At 75.2% G+C, this 25,041-nt stretch carries 22 protein-coding genes; 5 read left to right on the forward strand and 17 right to left on the reverse strand.

The genetic code is table 11. The annotated features are described in order from the left end of the window. Positions 1-196: 196 nt before the first annotated feature. The 5 genes from xylB to ACPYO6_RS15780 all read right to left on the reverse strand — a co-directional run bounded on the left by xylB (position 197) and on the right by ACPYO6_RS15780 (position 6,562). The gene (gene xylB, locus ACPYO6_RS15760) at positions 197-1,615 is read right to left on the reverse strand and encodes a xylulokinase (protein ID WP_425715735.1); all 1,419 of its coding nucleotides are present in this window, start codon (positions 1,613-1,615) and stop codon (positions 197-199) included. A gap of 190 nt (positions 1,616-1,805) precedes the next feature. Continuing rightward, a complete protein-coding gene (locus tag ACPYO6_RS15765) occupies positions 1,806-3,014 on the reverse strand; it encodes an FAD-dependent monooxygenase (protein ID WP_425715736.1) in 1,209 nt (402 codons plus the stop codon). Between the two features lie 103 nt (positions 3,015-3,117). Beyond that, the gene (locus ACPYO6_RS15770; RefSeq protein WP_425715737.1) at positions 3,118-5,049 is read right to left on the reverse strand and encodes a helix-turn-helix domain-containing protein; all 1,932 of its coding nucleotides are present in this window, start codon (positions 5,047-5,049) and stop codon (positions 3,118-3,120) included. 53 nt (positions 5,050-5,102) lie between these two features. Further along, positions 5,103-5,531, reverse strand: coding sequence for a hypothetical protein (locus ACPYO6_RS15775; RefSeq protein ID WP_425715738.1), 429 nt, complete (start codon positions 5,529-5,531; stop codon positions 5,103-5,105). Continuing rightward, on the reverse strand, positions 5,528-6,562 hold the full coding sequence (locus tag ACPYO6_RS15780) for an alcohol dehydrogenase catalytic domain-containing protein (RefSeq protein ID WP_425715739.1): 1,035 nt from the start codon (positions 6,560-6,562) through the stop codon (positions 5,528-5,530). The genes ACPYO6_RS15775 and ACPYO6_RS15780 overlap by 4 nt, the downstream gene beginning before the upstream one ends. Before the next feature lie 214 nt (positions 6,563-6,776). Here ACPYO6_RS15780 and ACPYO6_RS15785 point away from each other — a divergent pair, with 214 nt between their 5' ends. Then, on the forward strand, positions 6,777-7,898 hold the full coding sequence (locus ACPYO6_RS15785; RefSeq protein ID WP_425715741.1) for an ABC transporter ATP-binding protein: 1,122 nt from the start codon (positions 6,777-6,779) through the stop codon (positions 7,896-7,898). Further along, complete coding sequence (locus ACPYO6_RS15790; RefSeq protein WP_425715742.1) at positions 7,895-8,653, forward strand: ABC transporter permease; 759 nt, start codon at positions 7,895-7,897, stop codon at positions 8,651-8,653. Before ACPYO6_RS15785 ends, ACPYO6_RS15790 begins: the two co-directional genes overlap by 4 nt. Positions 8,654-8,689: 36 nt before the next feature. Here the strand turns inward: ACPYO6_RS15790 and ACPYO6_RS15795 are convergent, their stop codons facing one another. Beyond that, positions 8,690-9,109: a serine/threonine protein phosphatase gene (locus ACPYO6_RS15795; RefSeq protein WP_425715743.1), complete on the reverse strand. Its 420-nt coding sequence runs from the start codon at positions 9,107-9,109 to the stop codon at positions 8,690-8,692. A 69-nt stretch (positions 9,110-9,178) separates the two neighbouring features. On the opposite strand from ACPYO6_RS15795, the gene ACPYO6_RS15800 reads away from it, so the two are divergent. Together ACPYO6_RS15800 and ACPYO6_RS15805 are read left to right on the forward strand one after the other, a co-directional pair. Further along, positions 9,179-10,213 carry a COX15/CtaA family protein gene (locus ACPYO6_RS15800; protein WP_425715744.1) on the forward strand — a complete coding sequence of 345 codons (1,035 nt, stop codon included), beginning with the start codon at positions 9,179-9,181 and terminating at the stop codon, positions 10,211-10,213. Between the two features lie 10 nt (positions 10,214-10,223). Continuing rightward, positions 10,224-10,826 carry a hypothetical protein gene (locus ACPYO6_RS15805; protein WP_425715745.1) on the forward strand — a complete coding sequence of 201 codons (603 nt, stop codon included), beginning with the start codon at positions 10,224-10,226 and terminating at the stop codon, positions 10,824-10,826. An 18-nt stretch (positions 10,827-10,844) separates the two neighbouring features. On the opposite strand, the gene ACPYO6_RS15810 is transcribed toward ACPYO6_RS15805, so the two are convergent. After that, positions 10,845-11,465, reverse strand: coding sequence for an NUDIX domain-containing protein (locus ACPYO6_RS15810; protein ID WP_425715746.1), 621 nt, complete (start codon positions 11,463-11,465; stop codon positions 10,845-10,847). Between the two features lie 226 nt (positions 11,466-11,691). Here ACPYO6_RS15810 and ACPYO6_RS15815 point away from each other — a divergent pair, with 226 nt between their 5' ends. After that, complete coding sequence (locus ACPYO6_RS15815) at positions 11,692-12,576, forward strand: hypothetical protein (protein WP_425715747.1); 885 nt, start codon at positions 11,692-11,694, stop codon at positions 12,574-12,576. A 15-nt stretch (positions 12,577-12,591) separates the two neighbouring features. Here ACPYO6_RS15815 and ACPYO6_RS15820 read toward each other — a convergent pair whose 3' ends face one another. The 10 genes from ACPYO6_RS15820 to ACPYO6_RS15865 all read right to left on the reverse strand — a co-directional run bounded on the left by ACPYO6_RS15820 (position 12,592) and on the right by ACPYO6_RS15865 (position 25,040). Continuing rightward, positions 12,592-13,290, reverse strand: coding sequence for an NUDIX domain-containing protein (locus ACPYO6_RS15820; protein ID WP_425715748.1), 699 nt, complete (start codon positions 13,288-13,290; stop codon positions 12,592-12,594). Next, complete coding sequence (locus tag ACPYO6_RS15825) at positions 13,287-15,101, reverse strand: CTP synthase (protein ID WP_425715749.1); 1,815 nt, start codon at positions 15,099-15,101, stop codon at positions 13,287-13,289. The genes ACPYO6_RS15820 and ACPYO6_RS15825 overlap by 4 nt, the downstream gene beginning before the upstream one ends. 11 nt (positions 15,102-15,112) lie before the next feature. Further along, a complete protein-coding gene (locus ACPYO6_RS15830) occupies positions 15,113-16,204 on the reverse strand; it encodes a glycosyltransferase family 4 protein (protein WP_425715750.1) in 1,092 nt (363 codons plus the stop codon). Continuing rightward, a complete protein-coding gene (gene murJ, locus ACPYO6_RS15835; RefSeq protein ID WP_425715751.1) occupies positions 16,201-18,030 on the reverse strand; it encodes a murein biosynthesis integral membrane protein MurJ in 1,830 nt (609 codons plus the stop codon). The genes ACPYO6_RS15830 and murJ overlap by 4 nt, the downstream gene beginning before the upstream one ends. Positions 18,031-18,033: 3 nt before the next feature. Further along, entirely contained in the window at positions 18,034-18,960 is a 927-nt protein-coding gene (locus ACPYO6_RS15840; RefSeq protein WP_425715752.1) for a hypothetical protein, read from the reverse strand. Positions 18,961-19,043: 83 nt separating this feature from the next. After that, positions 19,044-20,153 (reverse strand): copper transporter, encoded by a 1,110-nt coding sequence (locus tag ACPYO6_RS15845; protein ID WP_425715754.1) that lies wholly within the window; start codon positions 20,151-20,153, stop codon positions 19,044-19,046. 70 nt (positions 20,154-20,223) lie between these two features. Further along, positions 20,224-21,414, reverse strand: coding sequence for a putative cytokinetic ring protein SteA (gene steA, locus ACPYO6_RS15850; protein ID WP_425715755.1), 1,191 nt, complete (start codon positions 21,412-21,414; stop codon positions 20,224-20,226). Between the two features lie 4 nt (positions 21,415-21,418). Continuing rightward, positions 21,419-23,098: a DNA repair protein RecN gene (recN, locus tag ACPYO6_RS15855; RefSeq protein WP_425715756.1), complete on the reverse strand. Its 1,680-nt coding sequence runs from the start codon at positions 23,096-23,098 to the stop codon at positions 21,419-21,421. A gap of 8 nt (positions 23,099-23,106) precedes the next feature. Continuing rightward, positions 23,107-24,198: an NAD kinase gene (locus tag ACPYO6_RS15860; RefSeq protein WP_425715757.1), complete on the reverse strand. Its 1,092-nt coding sequence runs from the start codon at positions 24,196-24,198 to the stop codon at positions 23,107-23,109. Then, positions 24,195-25,040 carry a TlyA family RNA methyltransferase gene (locus ACPYO6_RS15865; RefSeq protein ID WP_425715758.1) on the reverse strand — a complete coding sequence of 282 codons (846 nt, stop codon included), beginning with the start codon at positions 25,038-25,040 and terminating at the stop codon, positions 24,195-24,197. The genes ACPYO6_RS15860 and ACPYO6_RS15865 overlap by 4 nt, the downstream gene beginning before the upstream one ends. Position 25,041: the final 1 nt, after the last annotated feature.

The raw sequence follows: 25,041 nt of genomic DNA on the forward strand, positions 1-25,041 counted from the left end.
GTCGAGATCACCGGCGAGGGGCCCGAGAAGGGGCTCGTCCAGGAGCGGCGGGCTGCCGCCCGAGGTCGCCGATGAATTACACACAGTATGCGTTGCCAAATGGGGGCCGTCCAGGAAGGTTGGCCTAACCTCACACGCCGTCCCGGCGCGGTCCGGCGGGGCTGTGACCAGGGGCACGACGACGAACGGGTCGTCGTCAGGCGTACCCGAGCGCCGCCTTGGCCGACGCGTGCTGGTCGGTGACGACGGGGTCGAGGCCCGGCCGCTCGAGCGCGACCCGGTCCTTCTCCCAGGCCGGGAACTCGCCGGCGAGCACGGCGGCGGCCTGCATGGCGGCGCCGAGTGCCACGTACTCCCCCGGCTCCGGGACCTCGACGGGGACGTCGACGAGCCGGGGCAGCACGTCCCGCACCGCCGCGTTGTCGGCGGCCCCGCCGATGAGCAGCAGCCGGTGGACGGGCACCCCGAGCCGGCTGAGCGCGTCGAGCATGACCACCTGGCTGGCCAGCATCCCCTCGACGGTCGCCCGCGCGAGGTTCGCCGTCGTGAGGTTGTCGAGGGTGAGGCCGTGCAGTGAGCCGCGGGCGTCCGGGAGGTTCGGGGTGCGCTCCCCGGTGAAGTACGGCAGGAGGGCGAGGCCGTCCGCACCGGGCTCGGCGGTGAGCGCGAGGTCGGCCAGCTCGTCGTGGTCGAGGCCGAGGAGTCGGCCGACCACGTCGAGGTCGCGGGCCGCGTTGAGGGTGGCGGCGAGCGGCAGGTGGTCGCCGGTGCAGTCGGCGAAGCTCGCGTGGACGCGTTGCTCGTCCTGGACGGGGCGGTCGGTGCGGGCGTAGACGGTGCCGGACGTGCCGAGCGACATCACGGCGTCGCCCACCTCGAGCTGGAGGGCGAGGCCGGCGGCGGCGTTGTCCCCCGCGCCCACGCCGATCGGCAGGCCCGCGGGGACCCCCGGGATCCCGTCGGCCGTGGTGCCGGCCGTCTCCGTCGGGCCGAGGACCTTCGGCAGGATCGCGCGGTGGCCGAGGGCGAGCTCGAACAGCTCGAAGTCGTAGTCCTCGGTGGTGCCGGACCAGTAGCCGGTGCCGCTGACGTCGGAGCGGTCGGTGGTGAGCGCCTCGAGGTCGGCGTTGCCGGGGCCGAAGCCGCGCAGCCGCCACGTGAGGTAGTCGTGCGGGAGGGCGACGGCGGCCGTGCGCGCGGCGTTCTCCGGCTCGTTGTCCGCCATCCAGCGCACCTTCGTCACCGTGTAGGACGGCAGGAGGGACAGGCCCGTGCGGCGGACCCACTCGTCAGCCCCGAGGTCGGCGTTGAGCGCGTCGACCGCCGTGTGGGAGCGCGTGTCGTTCCACAGCAGCGCGTCGCGGACCACCTCGCCGTTCTCGTCGAGGCACACCATGCCGTGCTGCTGGGCGCCGATCGAGATCGCGGCGACGTCGTCGAGCCCGCCGGCGGACTCGATCGCGGCCAGGAGGGCGTCCCACCAGGCGTTCGGGTCGACCGAGGTGCCGTCCGGGTGCGGGGCGCGGCCCTCGCGGACCACCTCCCCGGTGCCGGCGTCGACGACGAGGACCTTGCAGCTCTGGGTCGATGAGTCGACCCCGGCGACGAGCGTCATGACGGACCTTCCTGGAGGGGCGTGCGGACCCGACCATCGTGGCAGCGCGCCGGGGAGCGCGCACGGGTGGCTCGGGTGGCGGGAGGCTGCCGGGCGGTCCGGGCGGTCCGAGCGGTCCGGGCGGTCCGAGCGGTCCGAGCGGTCCGAGCGCTCGAGCAGGCGGAGCCGGGCACGCCCCGCGCGGCGCGGGCTACCGCACGGGCAGAGCGGTCTCGCCCGACGCGACCTCGCGCGGCCCGTGCAGGCCGAAGCGCATGGCCGGGTCGCCCGGGTCCCAGCTGCTGTCCCGCTGGACGACGTCCCCCATCCAGGCCACCCGGTCGACGAGCTGGTTCCCGACCGTCAGCCGCTCCTGTTCCCACCCGGCGAGCACGCCGGTGACGTCCTCCGTGCCGGACAGCGCCTCGGCGAGGCTCCAGCCGTCCTCCGCGGCCTTGGCGGTCCCCGCGGCGGCGTGCGGGCGTGCGGCGAACGCGGCGTCCCCGATGACGACGACGCGGCCCTCGGCCATGCGGGGCGACCGGACGTCGACGACGCGCTGGATGTACGGCTCCGCGGTCGCCCGGACGAGCTCGGTCGCCGCCGGGGCGAGGACGGCGGCGGCCTCGCGCATCTCGTCGACGTACCGCTGCTGGACGAGCCCCTGCGGGACGGAGACCCCGCCGCGCGAGCCCGTGCTCGACATCATCATCTCGTCGAGCTCCGGCCCGGCGGGGACGTTGCGGTACCAGACGTAGTTCATCAGCCGGGACTCGGACGTGGGCCCGGGGATCGGGTACATGCAGATGTGGGTCTGCGGCGCGAGGGAGTAGCTGAGCGCGTCCCCGAGCAGGTCGAGCGTCCCGGCGGAGAGCTCGTGCTCCGGCACGGTCCCCCGCCAGCCGACGTAGCCGGCGTACTCCATCTCCACCTCGCCGTTGATCCGCCGGCGGCCGACCGACGAGATCCCGTCGGCGAACACGACGAACTCGGCGTGCAGGATGCGCCCGGACGCGCACCGGACCTCGGCCACGTCGTCGTCCTGCGAGAACCCGACGACCACCTCGCCGAGGAGGTACCCGTCGGTGCCGAAGTCGGACAGCAGCGCGCGGTAGAGCGTGGTCCACGAGCTGTAGCTCCAGTCGATCCGCTCCTCGTGCAGCAGGTCGTTCGTCGTCCCGAGGAACCGCAGCCACTCCGTGCGCGTCGAGACGTCGTCGGGGGTCAGCCGGCTGCGCTCGCGGAACCAGCGCAGCATCTCCGGCTGCAGGACGATGCCACCGCCCCGGCCGTCGAGCTGGGACGAGGAGCGTTCGAGGACGGTCACCTCGAACCCGAGGTCCCGCAGCAGCAGGGCCGCGGTGAGGCCGCCGATGGATCCGCCGACGACGACTGCGCGTCGACCCTGGTGGACTGTCATGTCGAGTCTCCTGATTCCGGTTGTCCCGCTCGCGCGGTGCGCGGCGAGGCGAGGGGCCGTCGGTCGGCGCCCCCGGTGAGTTGTGCGTGCGTGCTCGGTGCCGTCAGGCGAGGACGCGCAGGACGTCGAGGACGCGCATGGCGCCGGCGACCTCGAGCAGGACATCTGTGTCGGCGAGCTCGCCGCCGACGATCTCCTCGATGCGCCGGCGACGCTGGTTGACGGTGTTCTTGTGCAGGTAGAGTTCCTCGGCCGCGCGGGCGGCTCCAAGGTTGGTGCGCAGGAGCACCCGGAGGGTGTCGACGAGATGGGCGCCGTTGGCCGCGTCGTACTCGACGAGCGCCCCGACGGTCCGGTCGACGAACTCCTGGAGCGCGACCGTGTCGGCCGTGCGGAGCAGCAGACCGGTCAGCCCGGTGTGGTCGAGGTGGACCGCGGTGCCGCCGCGTCCGTAACGCAGCGCGAGATCCACGGCGCCGGCCGCGGCGACCACCGCGCTCCCGTACTCACCGATGTCGGCGACAGGGCCCACCGTCACCATCGGGGGCGCGCCGGCCCGGTCGCCCGCCCCGAGCAGGCGCCCGAGGTGCTCCTCGATCGCCGCGAGCAGCGCCTCGGCCCGGCCGGGGACGTCCGGCACGAGGACCACGAGGTGGTCGCCCCGGCGGCCGACGAGCGGACGAGGGCCGTCGGCGCCGAGCACGTTCGCGAGGTGGCTCGCGATCCGGTGCACCGGCGGCGCCGCGGGCTCGGCGCCCAGGTGGGTGACGAGGACGGCGTGCGCGAGCGCGAGGTCGTGGCCGAGCCGTCCGGCCCGTTCCCTCAGGGTCGGGCCGTACGCCGCACCGTCGTCGAGGAGCGAGGCGAGCACGTCGGCGGTGTCCCGCCACATCGACTCGGCGACCGCGCGGTGCCGCAGTACCTCGAGCGCCACCATCGTGGCGGCGTGATCGAGCGCCCGTCGATCGAGGTCGCCGAGCTGGTCCGGCCGGCACCCCGCCCAGACCCACGCCACGACGTCGTCCTGGAGCAGGACGGGCGCCCGAAGCAGCTCGACGCCGTCGACCGCCACCGCGGTGGTGCGGTCCCGGTCGCCGTCGAGGAACGACGTCTCCTCACCATCGCTCCACCGCGGGAGCACGAGCGCCTCCGGCAGTGCGGCCCCGTCCTGCTCGGTGGCATGGAGGAGGTCGCCGTCCACGTCCCGGACGGCAACAGGGGCGCCGAGGATCCGCGCGAGCGCCGTCACGACGGCGGCGACCCCGCCACCGCCGAGCGTCTGGGCCGTGAACTGCTCGTGGATCTCCATGGACTGGCGCTGGAGGTCCCGCTGGTGGGTGAGATCCCGGTTGGCCTCGTTGAGGCGGGTGATCGTCCGCTGCTCGCTGCTCCGCAGCTGGGCGGTGGCGATCGCGTTGGCCGCCTGGTCGGCGAGCATCGTGACGAGCCCGATCTCGCGGGAGTCGGCGCGGTGGCGCCGCGAGGTGTAGCAGTTGAGCGTGCCGAGCGGCTCGCCACCCGCGACCAGCGGCACGGCCAGCAGCGAGGCGTACCCCTGCTGCAGGGCCACACCGCCCCAGGGGCGGAACCGCGGGTCGTGCAGCGCGTCCTCGATCTGGTGCGCCGTCCCGGTGAGGAAGGCCTTCGAGGACGGTGAGCCGTGGGCGTCGAGCAGGATCGGGTGCTCGGCGTTGACCGTGGCGACGTACTCGGCCGAGAGCCCGTGCGCCCCCTGGATGAGCAGCGCCGTGCGGTCGCCGGTGGGCAGCGTGACCGCGCAGAAGTCGTAGCCGAGGAGCTCGCAGGCCGTGCGGGCGACCTCGTCGAGCAGGTCCACGACCGACGAGTCACCGTTGAGCGCCGCGCTGATCCGGGCCAGCGCGGGCAGCCACCCTGCCAACGAGGTGTCGCCCGCTCCGAGCTCCGCACCGGCGTCGTGCCCGGTCCCTGCCCGGTCGTGCCCGGCACCGGTCCCGTCGCGGCCGCCGACGATCGCGTCGTGCTCGGCGCCGTCGGAGGCGGGAAGGAGGTCCACCGCGGGCTCGCGGCGCGGACCTCGCTCCCCACCTCCCTCGGGCGCCGACGACGTCACGGCAGGGGCAGCGGGTCGTTCGCGGAGTCGAGGTGCTCGACGGTGGTGAAGACCAGCTCGCCGTCACCGATGTTCTCGATGTCGTGGAGCAGGTACTCGCCGGCGCCGAACACGAAGTGGCGGGTCTCGCCGGCCTCGTAGGAGACGTCGCGCGTGGTCCCGTCGAAGGTGTGCTGCCGGCTCGTCCCGGCGTTGACCGCGGTCCAGAAGTAGTCGAGGACGTGCCGGTGGGCGTGCCAGCGCTCCCCCGGCGCGAGCCGGATCTCCCAGACGCGGACGCGGTCGTTCTCGCTGAGCAGCCGGGAGCCGACCGCGCCGTCGAACGCGCGGTCGTCGAACTCCTGGCGCAGCTCGTCGGACCAGCCGTCGAAGTCCGTGGCGATCAGCTCTCCGGCGAGCGGGAGGTCGTTGAGGAACTCGGTCACGGCGTCAGCACGACCTTGAGCGAGTCGTGCTCGGCCGCGTTGAGGAAGACGTCGTACCCCTTCTCCATCTCGTCCAGCTTCATCCGGTGCGTGATGAGCGGCGTGGCATCCAGCGTGCCGGCCTCGATCGCGCGCATGAGGGCGGGCACGGACAGACCGTTGGGGATGCCCGTGGTCAGGGTGACGATCTTCGACCACAGCGTCTCCATCGGCAGGGAGACCGGGGTCTCGTGGCCGCCGATGTTGGCGATCCGGCCGCCGGGCCGGACGAGGTCGACGGCCAGCTCGAACGGCGCCGGGAAGCCCGCCGCCTCGATCGTGACGTCCGCGCCGAGCCCGTCGGTCAGCTCGTCGACCACGGACTTCGCCTCCTCGGGGGAGGCCACGTGCGAGGCCCCCATCTCGAGCGCCTTCGCGCGCCGCGACTCCACGGGGTCGACGACGACGATGTTCGACGGCGAGAACAGCTTGGCCGTGATGAGCGTGCTCAGACCCACCGGGCCCGAGCCCACGATGACCACGGTGTCGCCGGGCTGCACGTTGCCGCGGAGCACGCCGACCTCGTAGCCGGTGGCGAGGATGTCGGTGAGGAAGAGGACCTGCTCGTCGGTCAGCTCGTCGGGGATCTTGTAGACCGAGGTGTTGGCGAACGGGATCCGCGCGTACTCGGCCTGGAGCCCGTCGATGAGGTGACCGAGCGCCCAGCCTCCGGAGGTGCGGCACTGGCCCACCAGGCCCTCGCGGCACGCCGGGCAGGTCGCGCACGCCGTCACGCACGTGGCGAGGACGCGGTCGCCGGGCTTGACGGCGGTGACCGCCGAGCCGACCTCCTCGACGATGCCGACGCCCTCGTGTCCGAGGACGAGCCCGGCGGGCGTCTCGGGGAACCCGCCCTTGATGATGTGGGAGTCCGACCCGCACACGGTCGTGGCCGTCACCTTGAGCACGAGGTCCGTCGCGTCCTGGATCTGCGGCTTCGGGTGCTCGCACCACTCGATCTTGCCGGGACCGTCGTAGATCAGTGCCTTCATGGGGTGCTCTCCTTCGTCGTCGTTGACACGCTTCGCGTTCCGGAAGTGAACCCGCTCGCCGGTCCCCCATGGAATATCCGGCTAGACACCAAACTACCGCTCACGATGTTCGCCTGAACACCCGCGCACGGCGTGGCCGCAATTGCCGGGACGGGCGGAGCCCGACGGGCGGCCGCGCACCGGCCCGCGCCGCACCCCGAACTACCCTGAGCCGGTGCCACCCACCCCCGCCGCCCTTGAGGTGCGCGACCTGCGCCGCGCGTACGGCGGCCGGGTCGCCGCCGACGGCATCGACCTCACCGCCGCGGCCGGCCAGGTCACCGCGCTGCTCGGCCCCAACGGGGCGGGCAAGACGACGACCGTCGAGTGCTGCGTGGGCCTGCGCCGGCCGGACTCCGGTTCGATCCGCGTGCTCGGCCTCGACCGCGCCGACCCGGCGGCGGCCGGCGAGCTGCGCGAGTCGGTCGGGGTGATGCTGCAGGACGGCGGCCTGCCGATGGCGCCGCGCGCGGGCGACGTCCTCGCGCACGTCACGCGGATGTACGACCATCCCCTCGACCCGCGCGAGCTGCTCGAGCGCCTCGACCTCACCGGCTCCGCGCGTACCCCAGTTCGCCGGCTGTCCGGCGGGCAGCGCCAGCGCCTCGCGCTCGCGTGCGCCGTGGTGGGCCGCCCACGGCTCGTGTTCCTCGACGAGCCGAGCGCCGGGCTCGACCCGCGCTCGCGCCGCGAGACCTGGTCGCTCGTGCGCGAGCTGCGGGCCGACGGCGTCGCGATCGTGCTGACCACCCACCTCATGGACGACGCCGAGCAGCTCGCCGACGAGGTCGTCGTCGTCGATGCCGGGAAGGTCGTCGCCTCGGGCGCGCCGGGCGACCTGGCCGGGCACGCGGTGGTCGACGCCTACGCCCCCGCGAACCGCCCCACCGCGGACTGGGCACGCGACCTCGCCGGGGAGCTCGCCTCGGCCGGGCGGCGCGACCTCGCGGACGCCACCACCGCCCACGACGACGCCGCCCGCGTGCTCCTCTCCCCCGGCACGCGCGGTCCGGACGCGCGTGACGTGGCCGCCGTCGCCTCGGCCGCGGACCTCGTGGCGCGCCGGGTGTCCGGGGTGGCCGGCGCAACCGATGTCGAACGTGCGGGTCTGGAGCCGACCCACGCTAACCCCGCCGGCCACGCGCGCGTCGAGATCGTCGCGGGCAGGCGCACCCTCGAGGACGCGTTCCTCGAGCTCACCGGCCGCTCGCTGCGGACCGACCAGGACCGTCCCGGGTCCGCGGACGAGGCGGCTCCCACCGGCAGCTCGGCCCGTCGTCGTCGGAGGTCCCGATGAGCCCCGCGCTGCGCCGGGCCCTCGCCCAGGCCCGCTTCGACACGATCGGCACGCTGCGCAACGGCGAGCAGCTGCTGCTCACCCTCCTCATGCCGATCGGGGCGCTGATCGGGCTCGTCATCACCGGCATCGTCGACCTCCCGCTCTCCGACTCCGGCCAGGAGCACGGCGCGGCCCTCGGCTCGGCCCTCGCGCTGGCGATCAGCGCCGCGGGTCTGCCGTCGGTGGCGATCGCGCTCGCGTTCGACCGGCGCTGGGGCGTGCTGCGCCAGCTGGCCACCACGCCGCTCGGGCCGCGGGGCCTCCTGGCGGGTCGGGCGGGCGCGGTGCTCGCGCTCGTCGTCGTCCAGGTCGTGCTGCTCACCGCGACCGCACTGGTGGTCGGCTGGCGGCCGGACCTCGGCGCGTGGCCGGTCACCGTGCCCGTCGGCCTGCTGACGGTGCTCCTCGGGACGGCGGCGTTCACCGGCTTCGGCGTCATCGTCGGCGGGACGCTGCGCGCGGAGGCCGTCCTCGCGATCTCCAACACCCTGTGGGTCCTGCTCGCCGCCGGCGGCGGGGTCCTCGCCCCGACGTCGACCTACCCCGACTGGTGGGGCGCGATCGTCTCGGTCACCCCGTCCGGCGCGCTCGGCGAGGCGCTCCGCTCGCTCGCGACGCCGGGCTCCCCCGACTGGCTCTCCGTCGCGATCCTCGCGGCGTGGGCGGTCGTGCTGCCCGTGGTCGCCGCCCGCGTGGTCCGCTGGCAGGAGTGACCCCCGCGGGCTCCCCCAGCTGGTCGAGAGTGCGGGTCAGGCCGGGGTCAGCCGGTCCGTCGGCAGCGCGAGCTCGATCGTCCGCGTGAGGTCGAGGGCCTTGGCCACGTGCGCGGTCATGTCCTCCATCGCTCGCGCGACCACCACGACGTCCCGACGCAGCTCGACGATCCGCACGGCGACCTGCTCGCCGTCGACCTCGAGCCACCAGCTCTCCGCGAGGTAGCCGAGCCCCAGCTCCTCGAGGAGCGTCTCGGCCTCGTCCAGCTCGGACGCCGGGCCGCGGCGTCGGTGGAGGCGGTCGAACGGGACGAACAGTCCGTCGGTGGTCATGCCGAGGTACCCGACGTGCTCGCCGTCGTCGGGCCGGACATGGTCGAAGGAGGTCAGGTCGGACATACCGGGCGGGCCTGTCGGCACGCCGGCCGTCGGGCCGCCCGCGGGGTGCTCGTTCACGCCCTCGACGCTAGCGACGTCACCCCGATCGGCAAGGGAAATCTCCGCCGCCGGACGTACCCTGGGCGGGTGAGCGCAGCGCCCCCCACCGACCAGGCCCCCACGTCGCAGCACGGCGGAGGCGGTCCGGTCCGGCCCTCGCGCCGCGACCTCGTCTCGCCGCTCACGTGGTGGGTCGCGGTCGCCAACCTCGTGTGCCAGATCGGCATCATCGTCACCGGCGGGCTCGTCCGCGTCACCGGCTCCGGCCTGGGCTGCTCGACCTGGCCGATGTGCGAGCCAGGACAGTTCACGCCCGTCTTCCACGAGGAGACGAGCTACCACGCGTTCATCGAGTTCGGGAACCGCACGCTGACCGGCGTGCTCGGCGTCGTCGCGCTCGCGCTGGTCGTCCTCGTGTGGCGCACGGAGCCCACCCGGCGCCGCCCCGACCGTCTCCACGCCCTCGCGCTCGCCCCGCTCGCGGGCGTCATCCTCCAGGCGGTCATCGGCGGCATCACGGTGCTCCTCGACCTGCACCCGGCGGTCGTCGGCCTGCACATGTACGTCTCGCTCGGCCTCGTCGCGTTCTCCACCTACCTGCTGGTCCGCCTCGCGTCGCCGGACACCGAGCCGCGCCCGCTGCTCGACGCACGGACCCGGACGTTCGTCGTCGTGCTCGTGGCTCTGGCCGCCGTCATGACCGTCCTCGGCACGATCGTCACGGGCGCCGGACCGCACTCCGGCGACGACACCCACCCCTACCGCTGGGCCCTCGACCCGCTCGCCATCACCCGCGCGCACGCGTGGACGGTGTACGCGTTCACGGCGGTCCTCGTCGTCGTGCTCCTTCTTCTCCTCCGACGACGACGCGCGCAGCCCGCTCTCGGCCGCGCCGTCACGGCGGCCTGGACGCTCGTCGGCCTCACCGTGGCGGGCGCGGTGACCGGCATCGTCCAGCACAACATGGGGCTTCCCGGCGGGCTCGTCATCCTGCACATGCTCATCGCGGCGCTCGTCGTCGGGGCGACCACGTGGCTGTGGGCCTCGACGGTCGACCGCTGGGCGTCGACAGGGGACCTCGACCTCGGGACCCCGTCGTCCGTGCCCTCGAACGGCCGATAACCTCGACCGCATGACGATCGTCCACGAGGCGTTCCGGGGCGCCGACGGCAGCGCAGGCGTGCTCCTGCGAGCCGACTCGGCCAGCGGCACGCGGTTCCTCACCTGCTTCGTCGAGCCCGGCGACACCCTGTACCGGGTCGCGATCCGGGTGGTCCACCCCGGGCGGCCCGACCAGTGGACGTCGCTCGAGATGGCCGACCACGTGGGCGGCACGATCGCCACGCTCGGCGCCCGCGAGGTCGCGCCCGGGTCGATCCCCAGCTACGCCGACATCCTCGTGGTCGAGGACCTCGTGGCCGCCGGGCAGGACGGCTACGAGTGGAACCGGCTCGACGAGTCGACGCTCGGCACGCTGCACGCCGCGCTCCGCCGCGGCGAGGAGGGTGAGGTGGACGGCCTCGACGGCGCGCCGATCGCCGCCACCCCGTACGTCCTCGAGCTCGAGGGGCAGGCGACGTACTCGTTCTGGGTCGCCGACGGCCAGGTCGTCGTGTCCGACTGGGCCGGCGCGTTCAGCTACCGGGTCGCGGACCTCGACGCCGCGCTCGAGGGGTCGAGCAAGGACGTGGCGACGCACGCCGAGGCCTGGGTCCGCGGGCCCGGCAGTCGCTGAGGCGTCGTCGAACCACGATCAGTAGCCGTGGATCGTCGCCGGCTCCCCCACCGGCATGTCCCAGGCCGACGCGAGCAGGGCCGGCAGCCGGGTCGGGAGGTCGCGGGGGCTGAACAGGGTGCCGCGCCCGGCGGCCTCGGTCATCTCGTCCGCCGACCACCAGCGGATCGTCCGGTTGTCCACCGACACGCGCTCCCGCACGGGGACCTGCGCCATCGTCGCGACGTCGCCGGTCCCGGGCAGCGGCTCCTCCCGCAGCATGGTCGGTCCGCCGGGCCGGGCGACGGCAGCCATTGGCGCCGGCGCAGACTCCGCCACCGGCGCGGGCTCGAAGTGGGGCACACGCACGAGGTAGACCTCGTCGACGACCTCACCGCCGCCGTTCGGTCCGGCCGGCGCGGTGGGCACGTGCTGGATCCAGGCGAGGTCGCGCAGCGCACCCTCGGCGAGGCGCAGCCCGGTCGCGGCATGGAGCGCGCGTCGCAGGACAGGCTCCGGGGCCTCGCCCATGGCGGCGGGCCCGCCCGGAGCCGCCCAGACGGTCCCCGCGCGGCTCTGATCAGCGACGAGAAGGACTCGGCCGGCGCCGTCGACGAGCAGCGCGCGGCACGACCGTTCGTAGGAGAGCTCAGCGTGCATCGTTCGATCATCACCGACGACTCCCACCCCTCGCATCCCCTCGACGGGTGAGGTTTGCCCTCCGGACATCCTCCTGCCCGCGAGTCCGCGGCGACACGCCGACGACGCGACACGCCGAACGCGTTCCGTGCTCCACGACGTCGGCGCGGTCGGCCTCGAGCACCGGACCGATTCCTAGACTGGTCGGGTCCGGCAGCTCGACCGAAGGGGCAGTGTTCCCGTGCGGGTGATCAGCTGGAGCCGCGGCCGGCCCGCCACCGATATCGCCGAACACGCCTCGGCCGACGCCGACCGCGCCCTCGCCGCCGCCCGCTCCCTGCTCGGCCGCGACGACCTGGTCCTCGTGCCGGCCAGGGACCGCACGGCGTCGTCGTTCCGGATCCTCGTCGTCGGGGACACGATCCTCACGTTCCCGTCGCGCGACCTCGAGACCGACTGGCACACAGCGATCGCGCGGCCGCCGGACGACGCGACGGTGCGGGTGGACCTCACCTACGACGACACGGCCGGCCTCGTCGAGCTGACCTACGCCGGCCCCGACGGCGAGCGGTACGTGGTCCTCGACGAGGATGACGACGACGCGGACCTCGAGGACGCCTACGGGATGAGCAGGGGCGCGCCGCTGCCCTTCGAGACACCCGACCTCCACCGGGGCGGCTCACGACCCGGCGAGTTCCTCGCGGCCGCGTCGCACTGGATCTTCGGCCGGCGCGTCGACGACCTCGACCCGCTCGCGTCCGCCGGGCATCACATCCGGATCGGGAACGCCCCGACGACGAGACCCCCGACGACGACGAACGACCCGTCGCCGGAGGGACCGCGCGCTCCCACGACTCCCGAGCGGCCAACGAACACCACGACCACGACTCAACTGCCGAACTCCGCGAAGCGAGCGGCCACCCGCGCCCAGATCGCGATCGCCCGCTGGAGCCCGCTGGTCATCGCCGTCGTGCTCATCGTCGTCGGCGCGATCGGCGGCCTGGTGACCGACGACCTGCCGACCGGCCTGATCCTCGGCGCGGTGCTGGCCGTGCTCATCGGGGTGCCGGCCTGGCTCCTCATGCGCTACCTGCTGCGGCACGAGGAGACAAAGCTCGGCTCCCGTCGGTGACGGGAAGGCCCGCGGCTATCGGTGCTCGGGCGGGAGGCCGGTCAGTGCGCCGTCGGGCGATCCGTCGGTGGACCGGTAGCGCCGCAGCGTCCACGGGGCGTCGGCGGGCCGCAGGTCGGCCCACCCCCGCGCGCGGGAGGTCTCGGCGGCGAGCAGGCCGAGCGTCGTGGCGCCGTTGTGGATCCGGCCGTCGAGGACGGCGGCGACGGCGTCGGCGAGCGGCACCCAGCGCGGCACCATCTCGGACTCCTCGTCCTCGCGCTCGTGGCGCTCTCCCGCGGGCACCTCGGTGAGGTCGCGGGCGAGCAGGACGCGGACGCACTCGTTGGTGGCGCCGGGCGAGAGCAGGACGTCGGCGAGGACGTGCCAGCTGCCGGCGCGCAGGTCGGCCTCCTCTGCGAGCTCGCGGCGACCGGCCTCGACCGGGTCCTCGCCGGGGACGTCGAGCAGCCCGGCGGGGATCTCGTGCAGGAACGCGCGCGAGGCGTGCCGGTACTGGGAGACGAGGAGGACCTCGGGGGCGTCGTCGTCGCCCCGCAGGGCCACGATGGCGACGGCGCCGGGGTGGACGAGGTACTCGCGGCGCACCGTCGGCCCGCCGGGGCTCAGCTCGACGGTGTCCCCGACGATGTCGAAGATCCGGCCCTCGAGCAGGCGGTCGGCCTGGACCACGTGGCGCTGGTCGTCGGCGTCGGCGAGGCGCTCACCGGTCACGCGTCGTCCCCGCCCTGAGCCGCACTCTCGACGGAAGAACCGCCGGCCTCGACCGCACTCTCGACGGGAGACGAGGAGCCACCACCCTGACCCGCACTCTCGACCGAGGAGTCGTCGATCTCGAGGAGCCGGGTGGCGCGCTGCCGCTCGACGGCCGCACCGATGAGCCCGGCGAACAGCGGGTGGGCCCGCGTCGGCCGCGACTTGAACTCCGGGTGCGCCTGGGTGGCCACGTAGTAGGGGTGCTGCTCGCGGTCGAGCTCGACGAACTCCACCAGGTTCCCCTCGGGCAGCGTCCCGGTCACCCGCAGGCCGACGCCCTCGAGACGCTCGCGGTAGGCGTTGTTGACCTCGTAGCGGTGCCGGTGCCGCTCGGAGACCTCGGTCGCGCCGTAGGTCTCGGCCACCACGGACCCCGGGGTCAGCGCGGCCTTGTAGGAACCGAGGCGCATCGTGCCACCCATGTCCCCCTCGGCGCCCTCGACGAACCGCACCTGCTCGTCCATCGTCGCGATGACGGGCTCGTCGGTGCCCGGGTGGAACTCCGTCGAGCTGGCGCCCTCGAGACCGAGCAGCGAGCGGGCCGCCTCGATGACCATGCACTGCAGCCCGAGGCAGATGCCGAGCGTGGGCACCTGGTTCTCGCGCGCCCAGGTCAGCGCACCGAGCTTGCCCTCGATCCCGCGCACGCCGAACCCGCCGGGCACGAGCACGGCGTCGACCCCGGACAGGGCCTCGCGCGCGCCCTCGGGGGTGTCGCACCGGTCGGACTCGACCCAGCGGATGTTCGCGTGGGAGCGGTGCTCGAACGCGCCGGCGCGGATGGCCTCGGTGACGGAGAGGTAGGCGTCGGGCAGGTCGATGTACTTGCCGACGAGGGCCACCTCGACGTCGTGCCGCGGGTGGTTGACCCGGTCGAGGAGGCGGTCCCACTCGGTCCAGTCGACGTCGCGGAACGCGAGGCCGAGGCGCCGCACCACGTAGGCGTCGAGGCCCTCGGAGTGCAGCACGCGGGGGATCTGGTAGATCGAGGGGGCGTCGGGGCACTCGACGACGGCCTCACGGTCGACGTCGCACATCGACGCGATCTTGTTCTTCACGCCCTCGGGCAGCGCGCGGTCCGTGCGGCACACGAGCGCGTCGGGCTGGATACCGATCGAGCGCAGCTCGGCCACAGAGTGCTGGGTGGGCTTGGTCTTCAGCTCGCCGGAGGCCGCGATGTAGGGCACGAGCGAGACGTGGAGGAAGAACACGTGCTCGCGCCCGACGTCCTGGCGCACCTGCCGCGCGGCCTCGAGGAACGGCTGGGACTCGATGTCGCCGACGGTCCCGCCGATCTCGGTGATGATGATGTCCGGCGGCTCGCTGCCGTCGGTGGGCGCGGCCTGCGCACGCATCCGCGCCTTGATCTCGTCGGTGATGTGCGGGATGACCTGCACGGTGTCCCCGAGGTACTCGCCGCGCCGCTCGCGCGCGATGACCTCGGAGTAGACCTGGCCGGTGGTCGCGTTCGCGCGGCCCGAGAGCTCGATGTCGAGGAAGCGCTCGTAGTGGCCGATGTCGAGGTCGGTCTCGGTGCCGTCCTCGGTGACGAACACCTCGCCGTGCTGGAACGGGTTCATCGTGCCCGGGTCCACGTTGATGTACGGGTCGAGCTTCTGCATGACGACCCGCAGGCCGCGCGAGCGCAGCAGCCGGCCGAGCGAGGAGGCCGTGAGGCCCTTGCCGAGGGAGGACACCACCCCACCGGTCACGAAGATCTGCTTGGGGACCGAGGTGCCGGGCAGCGGCCGGTGCGAAGTGGGTGCCACGGGCTTCGAGACTAGCAGCGCGTGCCGGGGCCGTAGGCGGACTCGAGCTGGCGGTACAGGTCACCCTCCGTGGGCAGCTCGCCGGACCGCTCGCGCGCGAGGCCCCGCAGCCGGTTCGCGACGTCGGCGTCGAGAAGAACCTGCCCGACGCCGGAGCTCACCTCGGCCGCGTCGCGGCCGGTCAGGAGGGCTGCTCCCCCGACGACGAGACCCGTCCCCCCGACGTCCGTCGCCACGACGGCGGCGCCCGCGTGCATCGCCTCCCCCAGGGAGATCGGCTGCCCCTCCCACACCGAGGTCGAGACGACGACGTCGGCGGCGGCGAGCAGGTCGGGAATGTCCGACCGGGCGCCGAGGACCCGCACGGGCGCGCCGGCCTCGGTCGCGGCGGCGGAGACCTCGGGGCCGAGCGGTCCGCCGCCGGCGATGCACCACTGGGCGGCGGGCGCGCCGTCCTCCCGCGTGGGCAGGAGGTCCTCGGTGAGCGCGGCGGCGTCGACGAGGAGGTCGAGGCCCTTCTGGGGGGCGAGCCGGGCCACGGCGAGGACGAGGCGCTGGCCGTCGAGCAGGCCGAGGTCGCGGCGGACCTGGTCCGCCGGGGTGGTGGCGGGGCGCGGCTCGGGGGCGGGGATGACGGCGACCTCGACGCACCGGGCGCCGAGGCGGCGGGCGCGGTCGGCGAGGTCGGGGGCGACGGGCAGGACGACGTCGGCGCCGCGCGCGACGACCGCCTCGAGCCCGGCGGCGATCGCGCGGACGCGGGCGGACCCGACGGCGAGGTTGTGCTCGGTGACGACGAGGCGGGGGCGGTCGGGCAGCGAGCGGGTCGCGAGGACGGCGGCGGCGCCGGCGCGCAGGCCGTGGGCGTGGACGACATCGGCGCCCGCGGCGAGGTGCCGCAGCCGGCGCACGGTGGCGGCGTCGGCGGCCGAGGGGCGGTCGCGCAGGTCGATGGTGGCGGTGGGGACGGTGGCGCCCGCGACGACGTCGGCCGGGCCGGCCATGCGGACGTCGTGCCCGGCGCCGGTCAGCACGTCGATCGCCTGGGCCACGTGGCGGGCCACGCCCCCGGTGGTCGTGCCGGTCACCTGGAGGATCCTCATGCGTGTCCCTTCCCTGGGTCGGCGGGGCGGTCCGCCTCGTCATCGGTCGCGGAGGTGCGGGGTTCGTCGTCGCGGGTCTCGTCGTCGTGCGAGGTGGTCGCGTCCCCGCCGGTCCCTCTCCCCCGGCGGCGGAGGAGCTGGAGCGCCTGGCGGTCGGCGACGAGCATGACCCCGACCCAGAGAGCGAGCGCCACGAGGCCGCCCGCGAGGACGGCGAGCACCGCCCGGAGCAGGCCGTCGCCGAGCGCGAGGTCGGTGACCCACCGCCCGGCGAGGCCGGCGAGCGCGGCGCCGAGGACGGCCGTCGCGGCGGTGCGGACGAGCCCGGAGAGGGCCGGGCCGCCGAGTGCGCGGGCGAGGCAGATGGCCGCGAGGACCCCGGCGAGCGTCATGCCGGCGCTCGAGGCCGCGGCGAGGAGCGAGAGGAGGGTGCCGCTCGAGGCGCCGGCGGCGGCGAGGCCCGCAACCACGGTGGCGAGGGCGGTGACGAGCCAGCCGACGAGGGCGGGGATCGTGGCGAGGCGGGCGCGATGGACGGCGTAGAGCGAGCGCTGGGCGTGCAGGAGGAGCGCGAAGCCGGGCAGGCCGAGGGCGAGGACGGTGAGGGTGGGGGTCATGCCCGGCATGTCGAACCGGGCGGAGAAGACGGCGGTGACGGCGGGAGCGACGGCCACGAGCGCGCCCGCGCCGAGCGCCCCGGCGGCGACGACGGCACGCGCCGAGCGGGCGACCACGGGGGCGGCGCGGGCCACGGAGTCGGCGGCGAGCTCGGCGATGCGGGGCGCCATGGCCGTGACGAGCGGGACGGCGAGCACCGCGTACGGCAGGAGGTAGGCGGCCTGCGCGTACTGCCACACGTTGTAGCTGCCGGGCACGGCGGAGGTGGCGCGCAGGACCGCGAGGACGGCGACCTGCTGGGCGAGCAGCGCGGTGAGGCCGGCACCGGCGAGGGCGAGGGCGCGGCGGCGCAGGTCGGCGCCGAGCGCGAGCGTGGGGCGCCACCGCAGGCCGAGGCCGCGCAGGGCGAGGGCGGGCGCGAGGCTCATCGCGAGGACGCCGGCGGTGGTGCCCCAGCCGAGGATCGCGACCATCGTGGGGGCGATCGTCGCGGGGTCGTCGGTGGCGGGGCCGCCGAGCAGCCCGACGGCGCCGTACGTCGCGATGACCACGAGCGAGGAGAGCAGGGGGGCGAGGGCCGGCCAGGCGAACCGGTGGTGGGCCTGCGCGACGCCCGTGAGGACCGTGCCCACCCCGTAGAGCGGCACCTGGACGGCGAAGATCCGCAGGAAGGTGGCGGTGAGGTCGAGGCTCTCGGCCGGGGCGTCGGAGCCGAGGAGGAGCCCGGCGAGCGGGCGGGCGAGGACGGCCACGAGGAGGCCGACCGGCGCGAGGATCGCGATCGTCCAGCTGAGCAGGGCGGACGCCCGGCGGCCGGTCTCGTCGCGCAGGCCTTGGGCGAGGGGCGCGGCGAGGAGCGGGACGACGAGGCCGACGAGCGCCCCGCCGGCCGCGATCTCGAAGAGGACGTTGGGGACGGTGTTGGCCTTGGCGTAGGCGTCGGCGGTGGCCGAGCTGCCGAGGACCCAGGACTGGACGAGCCAGCGCGCGAACCCGGCGGCGCGGGAGGCGAGGGTGAGGACGGCGATGAGGCCGGCGGCGCCGAGCGCCCCGGCGAGGACGGGAGAGCCGGCGGTCGTGCGTCGGGACGCCCCCTCGGGGGCGACGTCCGTCGTCGGAGGGTGGCCGGAGCCCGTGCCCGACGTCGATCCGTCGTCGGCGGGTGCGCGCCCGGTCCGTGGCCCGCCCGGGGGGTCCTCGGTGCCCACGGCTCAGGCCGCGCGGCCCGCGCGGTCGATGGCCCGCAGGACGGGCACGGAGTCGATGACGGCGGTGAACGAGATCCGCTCGGAGGCGAGCGTGAGCCCGACGACGGCGCAGAGCGCGATGCCCCGCAGCGCGGCCGACGGGTCCGCCGCGAGCACGACGCCGACGATCGCGCCGAGCGGGTTGGCCCCGGTGTCGCCGAGCATGTCCCGCGCGGCGAGGTCGGCCGGGAGCGTGGCGCCGATGACGCCGAGCGCGCCGGCGGCGAGGGTGGCGCGGCCGGCGGCCGCGTCAGTGGCCCTGGCGGCTGCGGTGGACCTGGGTGCGGTGGAGCCGGCAGCGTCCGGGCCGAGCACCACGGGCGCGAGAGCGACCGGTGCGAGCGCGATCCCGGCCACCTTGAGCGCGCGGCCGGGCCGCAGGTCGAAGAGGTTGGCGAGGTTGGCGCAGCCGGCCACGAGGGCGGCGTCGGCGAGGCGGCCGATGAGCGGCCGCGGGCCCGGGAGCAGCAGGGCGGCCGCGGACGCCCCCGCGCCGACCACCGCGATCTTCAGCGCCCCGGTCGTCACCTCGCCGCGAGCGAGAGCCCCGAGGTGGCCCGTGAGTCCCTTGGCCCGGCCGGTGGGGACGCCGGTGAGGTCCTCGCCGTGGTCGTCGAGGACGCCGGCCGCCGTTGCGGCTCCCCCGGCCGCAGTGGCGGCGAGCGCGAGGCGCGGGCCGACCGGCGTGCAGGGGGCGAGCAGCGGCCCGATCCCGGTGACGGCCGCCCCCGCGGCGAGCCCGCCGAGCAGGGAGACCGGGTCGCCCGCGTGGTTGGTCCGCGTCCACACGTCCGCGCCGCCGGGCGGGCGACGCTCGAGGAGGCGGCGCGCGGCCGCGGAGACGCCGGCACCAAGAGCTGCGGCACCGAGCGCGACGGCCGCAGCGCGCACCCGGCCACCGGCACCTCCACGCGAACCGACGCCGTCACCGCCGCGACCGCCGCGGCCGGCCACCTGGCCGCCCCGTGCCGAGCTCACGACGTCCCGCCCTGGGACGCGCTCTCGCCGGACCCCCCGGTCGGCGACTCCCCGACGGTCGGAGACTCGGGGTCGACCGCGGACGGCTCCCCGTCGGCCAGCCGCTCGGCCGGCGTGGGCGCCGCGGGAGGCAGGACCGCCTCGGCCCCGTCGTCGAACCCGTACTGCTCGACCACTCCGTCGAGCGTGGCGGCCACCGCGAGCGGCGTGAGGACGGCGGAGGAGACAGAGCCGACCGAGTCGACGGTCGTGGCCCCGGGCGCGAGCGAGAGGTCCTCCCGCAGCACGCCGACGAGGTCACGCGTGGACTCGGCGGACCCGACGAGCACGAGCGGCCCCTCGTCCGCCATCGCGCCGTACGCCTGGAGCGCGGTGATGTGCGCGATGCGCTGCTCGGCGGCCTCGGCCTGGACGTCCGGGGTGCCGTCCTCGTCGGAGTCCTCGGCGGGGTCCCCCTCGGGCTCCGGCTCGGCGCGGGCGCCGACGATGACGAGGATGTCGGCGCGGTCCTCCGGGTCCGTCTGAAGGCTGACGAGGTCGGAGCCGGTGCCGAGGATGCGGTCGAGGATCTCGCCGTCGGCCGCCACGTCGTCGATCGCGCCCGTCTCGTCGTGGCCCACGGTCAGGGCGTCGGCGATCGCGCCGCCGAGCACGGCGACCGGGTCGTCGTCCGGGTCGGCGTCGGGGGCGACCTGCTCGACGAGGTCGATGCGCTCGTCGCCCATCGACGGGGTGGTCAGGGCCTCGGACAGGACGCCCTCGACCACGATGTCGGCGCCGGCGGCGGTGAGCGACTCCTCCACGGCGGTGAAGTCGTCGCCGTTGGCGCCGGGGGTGGACAGCAGGGCGACCCGCCCGCCGTCGAGGGTGCCCTCGACGAGTCGCGGCCCGCCCTGCTCGAGCAGGGTGTTGACCGAGTCGAGGTCGCCCTGCGTCTGGGTCAGCTCCTCGCGCATGGCCTCGCGGTCGGCGCGCAGGTCCTGGACCTGGCCGCGCAGCGTGTCGCCGAGGGCGCCGCCGAGCGGTCCCGCGCCGAGCAGGATGCCCACGGCCAGCGCCATGAACACCGCGATCAGCGAGACCACGTGGAACTTGAAGTCGATCATGCGTCTCCCCCGCTACCGGTCGTGCGCACCGTGCGCGTGCCCACGAGGGCCGAGTTCACCCAGCCCATGCTCACCCGGACCCGAACAGCGAGCGCACCCACGCCACGAGGTCGCCCCAGCGCGTGGCGGCGAGCTCGAGGAACGCCTGGCCCGCCGTCGTGGCGAGCACGGCGGCGCCCAGGGCGAGCAGGCCCGCGAGGACGAGCAGCACGAGGAGCCAGCCGGAGATGCGCGTGCGGTAGAGCCGGGAGACGCCCTTGGCGTCGATGAGCTTGGAGCCCACCCGCAGGCGGGTGAGGAAGGTCGACGCCATGCCGGCGCGCCCCTTGTCGAGGAACTCGTTGAGCGTGTTGTGCGTGCCGACGGCCACGATGACGCTCGCGCCCTTCTCGTCGGCGAGCAGCATGGCGACGTCCTCGGACGTGCCGGTGGCGGGGACCACCACGTGGTCGACCCCGAGCTCCTCGACGCGGGCCTGGCCGGGCGCGCGGCCGTCGCGGTAGGCGTGGACGAGGATCTCCGCGCCGGAGCGCAGCGCCTCGTCGGACACGGAGTCCATGTCCCCGACGATCATGTCGAGCCGCAGCCCGAACTCGAGCACCGCGTCGGCCCCGCCGTCGACCCCCACGATGAGCGGGCGGAACTCCCGCACGTAGGGCCGCAGCATCGCGAGGTCCTCCTTGTAGTGGTACCCGCGCACCACGATGAGGACGTGCCGGCCGTCGAACACGGTGCGCACCGCGGGGATCCCGATGCCGTCGATGATGAGGTCCTGCTCGAGCTCGACGTACTCCATCGTGTTCGTCGCGAACTTCTTCAGCTGCTCGGAGATCCCGGCCCGCGCCCGCCGCTGGTCCTCGGCGATCGTCGCGTCGTCCTGGACCACGCCGCGGCCCACGAGCTCGCCGCCGGAGTGGATCGACCCGTCGGGGTGGACATCGACCTGCGAGCCTTCGGAGAGTTCCATCAGGTGCTCGCCGACGTCGTCGACCAGCACGATGCCGGCCTCGACGAGGATCGACGGCCCCGCGTTGGGGTAGCGCCCGGAGGTGGACTCGGCGGCGTTGAGGACGGCCACGGGGCGGGCGGCCACGAGGGACTCGGCGGCGACCCGGTCGATGTCGACGTGGTCGATGACGGCCACGTCGCCGTGGCGCAGGCGGGACGTCAGGCGCTTCGTGCGGGTGTCCACGCGGGCGGGTCCCGCCACTCCCACGGGGTCGGCGGACGATCGCCGCGCCGGTCGCTGGAAGAGCCTCACCGCGTCATGGTGACACGCCGGCCAGCGAGAGCAGCTCTGCCGCGTGTGCGCGCGCCGCGTCGGAGTCATCCTGACCTGCGAGCATGCGGGCCAGCTCGACGACCCTCGCGTCCCCGTGCGCCCGCACCACGTCGGTGACGCCGTCCTCCCCGCGGGTGACGACGAGGTGGTCGGTGGCGAACGCGGCGACCTGGGCGAGGTGGGTGACGACGACGACCTGGTGGCGCTCGGCGAGCCCCGCGAGGCGGCGGCCGACCTCGACGGCTGCGCGGCCGCCGACCCCGGCGTCGACCTCGTCGAACACGAACGTGCGGGCCTCGCCGCCGGCCTCGGTGGCGAGGCAGACCTCGAGGGCGAGCATGACGCGGGAGAGCTCACCGCCCGACGCCGCCTGGCCGAGCGGGCGGGCGGGCGCGCTCGGGTGGGTGGCCAGGGTGAGGACGACCTCCTCGGCACCGTGCGGGCCGGGCTCGGGAAGCTCCTGCAGGTCGATGCCGAGGCGGGCGCCGGGCATGGCCAGGCCCGTGAGCTCGGCGTCGACGGCGGCGGTCAGCCGCTCGGCGGCTGCCCTCCGGGAGGCGGTGAGCGCGGTGGCGGCGCGCTCGCGGGCGGCCTCCGCCTCGGTGACGGCGGCGGCGAGGGCCTCGGGCTCGGCGGCCGGGCCGTCGATCTGCGCGAGGCGGAGGGCGGCCCGCTCGGCCTGCTCGAGGGCCTCGTCGACTCCCCCGACCCCGAGGTCGCGGATGAGGCGGCCGAGCTCGGCGCGGCGGGCGTGCACGGTGTCGAGCGCAGAGGGGTCGGCGTCGAGCCCGTCGAGGTAGCCGGCGAGCTCGACCGCCGCGTCGTCGAGCAGCGGGCCGACGGCGGCGACCCGCTCGGCGAGCGCGGCCAGGGCCGGGTCGTGGCCGCTCGCGGCGGCCAGGGCGTGGGCGGCCTGGGCGACGAGCGCCGAGGCCCCCGGGGTCGCGCTGTCCTCGTCCCCGGCGACGGCGCCGCGTGCCTCGGTCGCGGCGGTCCGTAAGGCCTCGGCGTGCTCGAGGCGCAGGGAGGCGGCGCGCAGCTCCTCGTCCTCGCCCGGGCTGGGGTCGGCGGCGGCGACGAGCTCGGCGACCCGGGTCAGCGCGGCGATCTCCGCGAGGCGGCGGCCCTCGTCGGCGGTGCGCTCCTCGAGGGCGGCCCGCGCGGCGACGACGGCCGCGTGGGCCTCGGCCGCGGCGGTGACGAGCGCCAGGTGGTCGGCGCCGCCGAAGGTGTCGAGGGCGGCGCGCTGCCGGGCGGGCTCGCGCAGGCGGAGCTGGTCGGCCTGGCCATGGACGGTGACGAGGCCGTCCCCGATGTCGGTGAGCAGGGCGGCGGGCACGGTGCGGCCGCCGGCGTGGGCGCGGGAGCGGCCCTGGGCGGAGACGGTGCGGGCCACAAGGAGGACGTCGTCGTCGAGCTCGGCCCCGGCATCCGCCGCAAGGTCGCGGGCCGGCGCATCGTCGGGGACGGACCACTCCCCCTCGACGACGGCGCGCTCCGCCCCGTGCCGCACGATCGCTGGATCCGCCTTGTGCCCGAGGAGGAGCCGCAGCGAGGAGAGGACCATCGTCTTGCCCGCGCCGGTCTCGCCGGTCAGGGCGGTCAGGCCCGGGCCGAGGTCGAGGTGGGCGCGGGCGATGACGCCGAGGTCCTCGATGCTCACGCGCTCGATCACGGGGCCGCCCCCTGGTCCGGTGCGGCGGGGACGCCGTCCTGATCCGGACTATCGACACCGGGTGAGCCCTCGACACCTGGTAAGCCCTTGCCCGTGTCCTCCTGCTGGGCCGCACTGTCGACACCGGGTGAGCCTTCGACACCGGACGCGCTCGAGCCCTGGTCCTGGGGGGACGCGGTCATGAGTCCGCCGCGCCAGCCGGTGACCGGGAGGTCGAACTTGGCCACGAGCCGCCCGGAGAAGGGCGCCTCGCTCAGCAGCGCGAGGAGTGCCGGTCGCGTGCCGCGGCGGACCTCGATGCGCGAGCCGGGCGGGGCCTCGATCGTGCGCCGCCCGTCGCACCGCACGACGGCCGTCCCGCGCGCCTCGGCGAGGATCTCGACCTCGAGCACGGACTCGCGGCCCACGACCATCGGCCGAGTGAACAAGGCGTGCGCGGCCACGGGCACCACGAGCAGCGCCTCGAGGCCGGGCCAGACGATCGGCCCGCCCGCGGAGAAGGCGTAGGCGGTCGAGCCGGTGGGCGTGGCGAGGACGACGGCGTCGCAGGCGAACGTCGACAGCCCGCGACCGTCGACCCCGAGCGCGGCCTCGACCATCCGGCCCTCGGGCCCCTTCTCGACCGCGGCCTCGTTGAGGGCCCACCCGTGGTGGGTGGCGCCGTCGGGCGTGCGGACCGTGACGTCGACGGTCATGCGCTCCTCGACCAGGTAGTCGCGAGCGACGATGCGGCGCACGACCTCCGGCAGCGCCTCGGGCTCGGCCTCCGCGAGGAAGCCGACGTGACCGAGGTTGACGCCGAGCACGGGCACGCCGTGCGGGCGCGCGAGCTCGGTGCCGGTGAGGATCGACCCGTCGCCGCCGAGGACCACGACGAGCTCGGCCCCCTCGACCATGGTGTCCGGCCGGGGCTCGGCGTCGCTCGCGGGGCTGACGGCGCGCACGGACAGCCCGGCCGAGGTCAGTCCCTCGTGCACGGACGTCGCGGCCGCGTGCGCGTCGGGCCGGGTGGGGTGGTAGAGCAGGACGACCTCGCGCGCGCCGCCGCGGGCGGTCTCGCTGGCCCGGTGCTTGGGGGGTTCCGTCATCGTGCGGCCTCCTTCCCGGCGGGTCCCTCGGCGACGGCGGCGCGCGCGGCCTCGGTCAGCGCGTCGCCGGTGAGGGGCTGCTCCGCGTCGCGGCGCAGCGCGACGAAGTACTCGACGTTCCCGGCCGGCCCGGGCAGGGGGCTCGGGACGATCGCCCACGTGTCGAGGCCGAGGGTCTGCGCGGAGCGCGCGACGTCGACCACGGTGGCCGCCCGCTGCTCCGGGTCCCGGACGACTCCCCCGGTGCCGAGCGCGTCCTTCCCGACCTCGAACTGGGGCTTGACCATGAGCAGGAGATCGGCGTCGTCCGAGGCGGCGCCCGCCAGAGCGGGCAGGACGAGTCCGAGGGAGATGAAGGACAGGTCCCCGACGACGAGGCTCGGCGCCGGTGCGACCGCCGCCGGGTCCAGGGTGCGGACGTTCGTGCGCTCGAGGACGGTGACGCGGTCGTCGGTGCGCAGGGACCAGGCGAGCTGCCCGTACCCGACGTCGACGGCGACGACCTCGGCCGCCCCGCGGCGCAGGAGGACGTCGGTGAAGCCGCCCGTGGACGCGCCGGCGTCGAGGCAGCGCCGCCCGGTCGGGTCGATCGGGGTGCCGCGCGCGGCGAGAGCGTCGAGGGCGCCGACGAGCTTGTGGGCGCCGCGGGAGACGTAGTCGTCGACCTGCTCGCTCTCGCGCACGACGATCGCCTGCGCGGGGTCGACCTGACGTGCCGGCTTGACCACGGATTCGCCGTCGAGCGTGACCCGGTGGGCCACGATGAGCTCTGCGGCGTGCTGGCGCGAGCGGGCGAGCTTGCGGCGGACGAGCTCGGCGTCGATGCGCGTCAGGCGCGCCACC

This window comes from Georgenia sp. Z1344, assembly GCF_049856295.1.
GTDB lineage: Bacteria > Actinomycetota > Actinomycetes > Actinomycetales > Actinomycetaceae > JB111.